The following is a 9373-nucleotide window of genomic DNA, read 5'->3' on the forward strand; positions in this document are numbered from 1 at the left end:
TCTATCTTTAGTATTGCTTTCGAACGGTTGAATACATTTATGATACAATCGAAGACTATAAAAAGTTAGATCGTGATAGCGCTAAATTCACCAAGAGTCAAGGTGTGAATGCCATGGTGCGTCGTGGTCCATTAGGTGTTGTATTGTGTTTAGGACCGTATAATTATCCTCTAAATGAGACTTTTGCTCTGCTAATTCCAGCCTTAATCATGGGGAATACAGTGGTGTTTAAGCCAGCAAAGCACGGTGTCTTGTTACTATCCCCTTTGATGGAAGCCTTCCGAAATAGTTTTCCCGCTGGTGTCATCAATGTTGTTTACGGTAGAGGTCGAGAAGTAGCTTCGCCAATAATGGCATCCGGAAAAGTAACTGTATTGGCTTTGATTGGAAATAGTAAATCAGCAATAGCATTACAAGACCAACACCCAAATAAAAATAGACTGCGTTTAATTTTAGGGCTCGAGGCCAAAAACCCCGCGATCATATTACCGGATGCAGATCTTGATTTAGCAATTCAGGAATGTATTGCAGGTACGTTGTCATTTAACGGACAGCGTTGTACCGCTTTAAAGGTTTTGTACGTTCATGAAAATATAGCAGTGGAATTCAATAAGCGCTTTGCAGCAAAAGTGGATGCATTGACTTTTGGTAATCCTTGGGAAAAAGGAGTGATGTTAACGCCACTGCCAGAAAAAGAGAAGCCAGCCTACATCCAAGAATTAATTGATGACGCGGTTAAACATGGAGCTAAAGTCATAAACGAAAAAGGAGGAGAGCACAGCGCAAATTACATCTTCCCAGCAGTTTTGTATCCTATTAACAAGGAGATGCGTGTGTATCATGAAGAGCAATTTGGACCAGTGGTGCCTATTTTGACTTTTAATGATATTCAAGAGCCCTTGAACGATATGGCAGAGTCTAATTATGGTCAGCAAGTAAGTTTGTTTGGAAAAGATATCAAAACATTGGCTCCATTAATTGACACTTTAGTGAATTTAGTGTGTCGTGTGAACCTAAACAGTTCATGTCAAAGAGGACCCGATATTTATCCGTTTACCGGTCGTAAAGACTCCGCTGTGGGGACGTTAAGTATACACGATGCACTGCGTTCGTTTTCAATTAGGACGTTTGTAGCATCAAAAGACAATGAATACAACAACGAAATTTTACAAGCGTTGTTAAATAGTGCTGAATCTAATTTCATTACCACTGATTATATTTTGTAAATAAACGTCAGTTCATAACTAGACCGCCCTTCCTTTTGGATCAGGCGGTTTTTTTATGCTTAAATCTTCATTAGTATTTATTTTAGAACGAGTTGATGTGGCTAAAGAAGGAATTCGTACAAGGTCCATACGGTTGTTTCCTCAAACATTTATATATTTACTGTATAGTTTCATTTTTGGATGCTATAAATGCTAATTTATTACCTAAAAACAGCTAAAATATGAAAAAAATTATCGCGTTATTGTTTTTGTTTCAACTGCAGTTTATTGTGGCTCAAAACGGTACAGAACCTGTTTTGCTTACCGATATGTTGAAAATAAAAACGGTAAACAATGTCAGTTTAAGTCCCGATGCTAAGCTAGCTGCCTTTACAGTCACTTCAATTGAAGAGGACGATAAAAGTAAAATTGATTATAAATACAAAACACATATTTATACGGTAAGCACCACCGGAAAAGGTGCACCAAAGCAATTAACCTATGGAACTGATAGTGCAACTAGGCCTGTATGGAGTCCTGATGGAAAAACAATTGCATTTAGTCGTGTAGTTGGCGAGAAAATGCAAATTTTTCTCTTATCAATGGAGGGCGGTGAAGCCAAGCAAATTACAAAATTCAGATATGGAGCAGCCAATCCTAAATGGTCACCTGATGGAAATAGCATATTATTTTCAGCCAGTATTCCACTAAAAGATCTTGTACGCGATTCGATTTTGAATCCAGCTAAATCAATTCCGACTTGGAAAATGGAGAAACCAGGTTTTGAAAAAAATGAACATGTAAGCGCCTCTACTGCAAAACCAAATCCCAATGGGTCGTTATCAGAAATTAGAGCTTTCTTGGAGAGAAATGCTGATGACCAAAAGGCTTTGGTATTGAACAAACTTAATTTTCAAAGTGAAACGAATTTGTCTTCGGACATCAATTTTAATCATTTTTTTGAAGTAAGTATTGGGAATAATACCGAACCAAAAGAGATTACAAAAGGGTTTTATAGTCTTAGTACGGCTGATTACACCCCTGATGGCAAGCAAATTATTTTATCAGGTGATGTAGATGAGGTTGAAAATGCAGATCGATCACAAGAAACTGAAATTTTTATGGTGGATGCCAATGGTAGTAATTTTAAATTGTTATTGGGAGAAGCTGGTAAAAGGTTCAGCGGAGCTACTGTGTCAAATTCAGGTAAGTGGATCGTGTTTTTAGCAAGTACTACCTCATTTGTTACCATACCTACTTTATCCCTAATGCCTATTGATGGAACTGCAAAGGAGATTGTAACAATCCCTTTTGATCGTAATATTTCCGATCTTACTTGGAGTAAAGATGACAAGTTTTTATATTTCACTGCTCAAATGAATGGTGGTAATGTTTTACACAAATTAAATATTGCAACTAAAAAAATTGAAGTTTTGTCCAGCGTAGACGCGGGGATAACTAGCTTTGATGTAAATAATAATACACTAGTTTTTTCTAAAACTCAAGTTAGCAATCCTTCCGAATTGTATTTAGCCGATGCTAATGGTAAGAAAGAACAAAAATCAAGTAATTTTAATGATTGGGTTCTCTCTAAAAAATTATCATTCCCTACTAAAAAGACCTTTACTAATGAACAAGGTATGACAGTAGAATATTGGGTAATGCCACCTTCCAACTTTAAAACCGATCAAAAATATCCATTGCTTTTAGAAATTCATGGCGGACCTTCAGCAATGTGGGGACCAGGAGAGGCGAGTATGTGGCATGAATACCAATATTTTTGTAGTAAGGGGTATGGAGTGGTTTATAGCAATCCAAGAGGATCGGGAGGTTACGGATTGGATTTCTTGAAAGCCAATATTAACGATTGGGGAACAGGACCTTCAAGCGATGTTTTAACTGCTCTAGATAAAACAGTTGCTGAAGGATGGGCAGATAAATCGAAGCTATTCATCACAGGAGGATCGTATGCGGGCTATCTTACCGCTTGGATTATTAGTCACGATAACCGATTTAAAGCCGCGTGCGCACAGCGAGGTGTCTATGACTTAAACACCTTTTTTGGAGAGGGTAATGCCTGGAGATTGGTGCCTAACTATTTTGGAGGATATCCATGGGAGCCGAAAGTAAAAGAAATTTTAGCACGGGAATCGCCTATAAACTATGTTCAAAACATAACCACTCCATTTATAATTTTTCACGGTGGAAACGACAGAAGAACCGGTTTTATTCAGGCCGAAATGCTATTTAGAAGCTTAAAAGTTTTAGATCGCCCTGTTGAGTTTGTAGTTCATCCAGGAGCGACGCATGAAATTACAAGAAATGGAGATAACCGCCAACGCATGGATCAAATGTTGCGAACCTATGAGTTTTTCCAACGTACTTTAGAAAAATAAAAATAGTAGTATATAATAACAAGCAATCCAATTAGAGGAAAATACCTTTTGCTATAAACGACAAATCCCTACTGAATTCGGTAGGGATTTGTTGTTTTATAAGGATACTATCTTTATTTTTCGATACACTCGGTAGTCGTGAATTTGTATTTTACATTTTCAAAATCAATTGGTTCTCCTTTTGCAAAATAAGAAGCACCTAATGAGAATTCGATTTTCCCATTACCTAAAATTAGTTCATCGCCGCTTTTCAAAAAAGCCATCGGGTTTTTAAAGGTCTTTTTTTCATTACTACCTTGAATAAAAGTATAGCTCGCAAATAAGGTATCTCCACGAAATTCTCCCACAATTTGACCTAATTTTGTTGGCATATTTTCGATTCTCATCTCTAGATCACCAGTAATTTTACCTTCTTTCAGTGTATTAATTTTTAGATTAAGAGTGTCTTGCTCGTAAATGGCTTTATAGCATTCAGTACTTACAGGGGTTTCGATTGCCGCTTTCGTAGCTTCTTCTGCTTTTTTACTGGCATCATTTTTACAACTGGTTAGTCCTATAACAGCTAGGAGTAAGCCCATAATAGTAGCATTTTTCATAATAGTGTCTCTTATTAATTAATGATTTTAATAGCATTTTAGCTAAGTTACAAATTTATTAAATGCCAAGCTATATGTATAGGACCAAAACTTTTTTTAGATGATTTGTAAAACACCTATCAAATCTCTTTTTTTACCAATGAATCTCTTTTTTTGAGTTTAGAGGTCATTGTTGACCCAACGGATGCGATAACGACGCAAATCACCGCTATAATTTCGTTAGGTGTCAAATATTCCTGTAAAAAAAGCAGACCGCAAACTGAGGCTGCCGCAGGCTCTAAACTCATTAAGATGCTAAAAGTGCGCGCCGGTAATTGTCCTAATGCTTGCATTTCGAGTGTAAACGGAATAGCGCTGGACAGTAGAGCAAGTGCAATACCTAGATATAAAAAGTTAGGAGTCATATTCTGAAATCCGTTACCTAAAATTCCAAAGGGTACTATTAATAAAGTTGCAAAAAGCATTCCTACTGCAACCGCTTCGCCGCCTTTCATTATTTTAGATATTTTTCCGCCTAATACAATGTAAGCAGCCCACAGTGCGCCTGCAAGTAAGGCAAATAAAACACCTAAAAGATCCACACCATTATCAGACCAGGGTGCTATTAAAACGATTCCTGCTGCTGCTAAAAGAACCCATAAATAGTCTAATATTCTCTTTGAACCTAAAACGGCAACGACTAGTGGACCTATAAACTCTAATGTAACCGCTAATCCTATAGGAATGCGTTCTATGGCTAAATAAAATATCAAGTTCATTGCGCCTAAGGATAATCCGTAAGGAATGACCACTTTCCATTGTGGACTAGTTATCTTCAATAAATTGGGTCGGTATACTAGCCATAGTAACAAAGCTGAAATTCCGATACGCAAGGAAGCAGTTGCCGCTGCGCCAAGTGCTGGAAAAAGTGTTTTCGCAATGGCAGCTCCTGATTGAACACTGATTATAGCAAAAAGAACTGCAGGTATGGGGGAAATGTTAAAAGTAATTTTTTTCACCTAGTCTTGTACAAAATTAAAATGTAAAACTACGAAAAATTGAATTAGCTAAGTAAGTTTTAAAGTGTTGGTATTCTGAATTTCACCTCATAATTTTCCAATTGCAATGGCAAAATACGGTTTTGTGCGCTTCAATTTATCTGTGTTTTGATTACATTTGAATAAAAAGAAGGTATATGAGTTTCAAACAGGTCTTTAAAGCTAAATTAAGCTGGCTTTTAAAGGAGGAATCGACTTTTGCTACAGCAAAAAAATATACAAAAAGTCATTCTGTAGTAATTGAAGGAAAAGAGCTCTTGCACGTTTCCGCAGCGAAAGCATTTAAAGGCGACCCAAGCTTGTACAATCCTGAAGACCTGCTACTAAGCAGTGTAGTTTCCTGTCATATGATGTCGTATTTGTATGTATGTCAGCAAAACGGAATTGAGATTTTGTCCTATCAAGATGATGCAGAGGCCACTTTAGAGGTTTTAGATACTGGAGGAGGCCGATTTATTGAAGTTCGATTGTTTCCTACTGTTATTGTAAAAGAAAAAGAACAAATTGATCTTGCAATACACTTACATGTAGAAGCAAATAGACTTTGTTTTATTGCTAACTCCTGCAATTTTCCTATAGTGCATCAGGCCAGTTGTGAAGCTATTTAGCGATCGATTGTTTACAGTTTAATCGTAAATAAATTACTCACCCATTTTATACCTTGGTAAATTAATCTCATGCGCTTGCGGGTAAGGTGCTCTTTGTGTACTACTCACATCCTCCTTCATGCGTTGTTGGGTGATAAATTGATGGTCTTTGGAGTCTGAATACCTTGGGTCAGGTACAAAAGGGAGTTTGGCCATTTTTAAGATGGTAAGCGTTGGAAAATGATAATCGACTTCAACAGTACCAAGTAACAAATAGCAGCCACCACCCTGAAAAGGATATTCGATCAAGTTATCCGGAAAATGAGTGGTGTCAAAATAAGTACCTTCATAGTCGATCCAAGTACCAAAATACATCGTGCCTCTAGCGGTAGGAACTTGTTTTCTCGAAATTAAATAGGCCAACATTCGGACCTGTTTTTTATGATGTTGTATTAAATTCTGCGCCATTACGCTTCCGCGAAAAGACGTCTGTAACAAATCAAAAGGCGTAAACGAAGTGGGAAAACCCAAGAGCTCTATTTCGTCAAAAGCATCTTCAAAACGAGAACGCTCCAATTTAGGTAGTTGGTATTCCTTAACCGATTCATGCAACAAGAGCATTTGATGATCGGTTGGAGCCGAATTAAACAATAAACTCGCCAGAATAAGCAGTTGGTTTTTGGTTTTCCCTGTTTCACGAAAAGCACCTATAAAAATCAATAGTTTCAGACTTTCCAATCCGATTTTTACCCGATTACAAAAATCTTCCAACGATAAGTAATCGCCTTGTCGCTCTCTTTCGCGCACAATTTCTCCCGCCAATTTCTCCGCCAAGCCTTGTAAATGCATAAAACCCAAATAAATGTCATTGCCATATAAAGTGGTGGTCAATTCGCTTTTATTCACACAAGGATTATGAATGGTTCCGCCCGCCATTCTCGCTTCGTGTACGTAGACTTCCGTGCGATAAAAACCACCTTGGTTGTTGATGACCGCCACCATAAACTCAACCGGATAATACACTTTGAGGTACAAACTCTGGTAACTCTCCACTGCATACGAAGCCGAATGCGCTTTGCAAAAAGAATAACCCGCAAAGGATTCTATCTGTCGGTAAATTTCTTGACTCAGTGTTTCGGGATGTCCTTGCTGGGCACAACTCGCAAAAAAATGGTCTTTTACTTTTTGTAAAGCGGCTAGCGAACGTCCTTTTCCACTCATGGCACGACGCAAAATATCACCATCGGCAGCAGGCAAACCACCGTAATGCAACGCGATCTTGATTACATCTTCTTGGTAGACCATAATACCGTAAGTTTCGCCTAATTGCTCTTCGAATACTTTATGGAAATATTCAAATTGAGAAGGATTATTATGCCTGAAAATATACTCTTTCATCATACCTGACTTGGCCACGCCAGGCCGAATGATTGACGAAGCCGCCACCAAGGTTTTGTAATTATCACATTTTAAACGACGCAACAACCCACGCATAGCAGGACTCTCGATGTAAAAACAACCTATCGTATTGCCTTTTGATAAGTAGGTATTGGCTTTAGGTTCGTTTTTAGAGATTCGGGTGTCTCTAATATTAATCTGAATTCCTTTATTTTTGGCGACTAATTTTACCGTGTCATCAATAGTCCCGATACCGCGCTGACTCAGAATATCGAATTTTTCGAAACCAATCGCCTCGGCTACATGCATATCAAAAAGCACAATAGGGAAACCTTTTGGAGGCATTTCTAAGGGTGTGTAATTGGTAATGGGTTCTTCCGAAATGATGATTCCGCACGAATGCATACTGCGTTGGTTGGGGTATTTTTCTAACAACATACCGTACTCTTGCACTTCTCGTACTACACTATTGGTTTGTTGCAACCGCATCGGGTTTTTGGCCAAATGGTCTAATTCTTCTTTGGGTAAACCAAAAACTTTGCCCACTTCTCTAAATATCGAACGGTATTTGAACTCGACATTCGTACCACAAAAAGCCACATTTTCGTATCCGTAACGATTAAATATGTATTCCAGAATCACGTCGCGTTCTTGCCAGCTCCAGTCAATGTCAAAATCGGGCGGACTCTTGCGGTTTTCATTCAAAAAACGCTCAAAATACAGGTCGAGTTCTATTGGGCAGATATCTGTAATTCCCAAGCAATAGGCAATAATCGAGTTGGCACCACTTCCTCGTCCAATATGTAAAAAACCACGGCTGTTGCTGTAGCGAATAATGTCCCAAGTGATCAAGAAGTAGCCGCTAAATTGCAATTCGTGAATTACCTTTAATTCTTTTTGCACCCTAGCTAAAGCAGCTGTATGTCCTTTACCGTAACGCCATTCCATCCCTTGATGTGCGAGAGTGGTGAGCAAGGCAATATCACTTTCACTTGAATTGGTGTAGTGTTTTTTGTTTTTTGGAGTCGAAAAATCATATTGAAAATCGCAACTTTCCATAACCATTTGCGTATTGGTAAGTAATCGCGGATAGTCTTTGTAAACCGCCCGCAAGCGTTCCTCAGTTACCATAACCTCTGTAGGGGTAGCGATGTCTTGAGGAGTCAATTTAGACAACAAAATATTGTTATCAATCGCTCGTAGAATTTTGTGTAATTGGTATTCTTTTTTGGTTCGGAAAGTTACGGGTTGTAGCACTACCATTTTATCTAAACTGCCTTTGTAGCCAAACAATTTCCCTACTTCTTCCGGGCGGATACCTATATATTCATTGGTTTTAAGTACCAGTGGCGCTTTCGCGAAAGCGTAAATAACCATCACCGCTTCAAAGGCAGGAGCTTCAAGAGGTAGGGGAGTTTGATCGAAATTGTGCTTGGTCAAAAACCGATTCATCTCTGCCAGTCCACTCGCGTTTTTGGCTAAACCGATGTATCGAAATTCATTATCCCAACGAAAATCGATGCCAACTAGCGGTTTTATCCCTACTTTTTTGCATCCGATAATAAAGTCATAAATCCCCGTAACGGTATTGATATCGGTCAATGCCATAGCTGTCACACCGTAGCAAACCGCTTTCTCGATTAGATCGTCAAGCGGAATCGTGCCGTAGCGCAAGGAGTGAAAAGAATGACAGTTGAGGTACATAATAGGTATAAAATGATATTTGTATTTTTTATTTAACACAGATTCCACAGATTTTATCAGATAAATTGGGAAGGAATTCTGTTTCTTAAATGCTTTGTTGGATTTGGGTTTTCGTCCGTCAGGTAATACTTGATTAATGCTTTTATTTCACGTTGATGAACAATAAAAAATCTGTAGAAATCTGTGAAATCTGCGTGCTAATTTTTTCTGTACATCTGTTAAATAGTTATTTCATCAGGTTTACTATTTTTTATTTCACGCAGATTTAGCTGATTTTCGCAGATAGGTTTAATATAAAATATGTGTTCCAATTTATTTTAAAGTATTTCGTTGAAAAAGGTTTTGCATTTTATTGAAGCGCTATCATTGTTGTTTAGTAAATAGGGCTTCGACAAGCTCAGCCTGACAAGCGACACGTTATTTTATAGTATATTTTTATTAAAGAAGCTT

General features: G+C 38.0%; 5 protein-coding genes and 1 pseudogene. 3 read left to right on the plus strand and 3 right to left on the minus strand.

Annotated features, from left to right (window positions below; translation table 11 throughout):
* Window positions 1-20 precede the first annotated feature (20 nt).
* Window positions 21-1226 (plus strand): annotated as a pseudogene (locus P8M54_RS12845) (aldehyde dehydrogenase family protein); the annotation flags it as partial.
* 221 nt (window positions 1227-1447) lie between these two features.
* Window positions 1448-3601, plus strand: a complete 2154-nt coding sequence (locus tag P8M54_RS12850; protein ID WP_300288321.1) for a S9 family peptidase — start codon at window positions 1448-1450, stop codon at window positions 3599-3601.
* Between the two features lie 113 nt (window positions 3602-3714).
* Here the strand turns inward: P8M54_RS12850 and P8M54_RS12855 are convergent, their stop codons facing one another.
* Entirely contained in the window at window positions 3715-4197 is a 483-nt protein-coding gene (locus P8M54_RS12855; protein WP_300288322.1) for a hypothetical protein, read from the minus strand.
* A 119-nt stretch (window positions 4198-4316) separates the two neighbouring features.
* On the minus strand, window positions 4317-5195 hold the full coding sequence (locus tag P8M54_RS12860; RefSeq protein ID WP_300288323.1) for a DMT family transporter: 879 nt from the start codon (window positions 5193-5195) through the stop codon (window positions 4317-4319).
* A 176-nt stretch (window positions 5196-5371) separates the two neighbouring features.
* Between P8M54_RS12860 and P8M54_RS12865 the strand changes: the two genes are divergently transcribed.
* Window positions 5372-5842, plus strand: a complete 471-nt coding sequence (locus P8M54_RS12865; protein WP_300288324.1) for an OsmC family protein — start codon at window positions 5372-5374, stop codon at window positions 5840-5842.
* 33 nt (window positions 5843-5875) lie between these two features.
* Here P8M54_RS12865 and dnaE read toward each other — a convergent pair whose 3' ends face one another.
* Window positions 5876-8923, minus strand: a complete 3048-nt coding sequence (gene dnaE / locus P8M54_RS12870; protein ID WP_300288325.1) for a DNA polymerase III subunit alpha — start codon at window positions 8921-8923, stop codon at window positions 5876-5878.
* Window positions 8924-9373 lie beyond the last annotated feature (450 nt).

Origin of the sequence: Flavobacterium sp., from assembly GCF_029242675.1 — a bacterium.
Taxonomy (GTDB): Bacteria; Bacteroidota; Bacteroidia; order Flavobacteriales; family Flavobacteriaceae; genus Flavobacterium.

What these genes read in the sequence shown, in the direction of transcription:
- P8M54_RS12850 (WP_300288321.1), top strand. Translation starts at nt 1,448, where the DNA reads ATGAAAAAAATTATCGCGTTATTGTTTTTGTTTCAACTGCAGTTTATT.
- P8M54_RS12865 (WP_300288324.1), top strand. Translation starts at nt 5,372, where the DNA reads ATGAGTTTCAAACAGGTCTTTAAAGCTAAATTAAGCTGGCTTTTAAAG.
- dnaE (WP_300288325.1), bottom strand. Translation starts at nt 8,923, where the DNA reads ATGTACCTCAACTGTCATTCTTTTCACTCCTTGCGCTACGGCACGATT.
- P8M54_RS12855 (WP_300288322.1), bottom strand. Translation starts at nt 4,197, where the DNA reads ATGAAAAATGCTACTATTATGGGCTTACTCCTAGCTGTTATAGGACTA.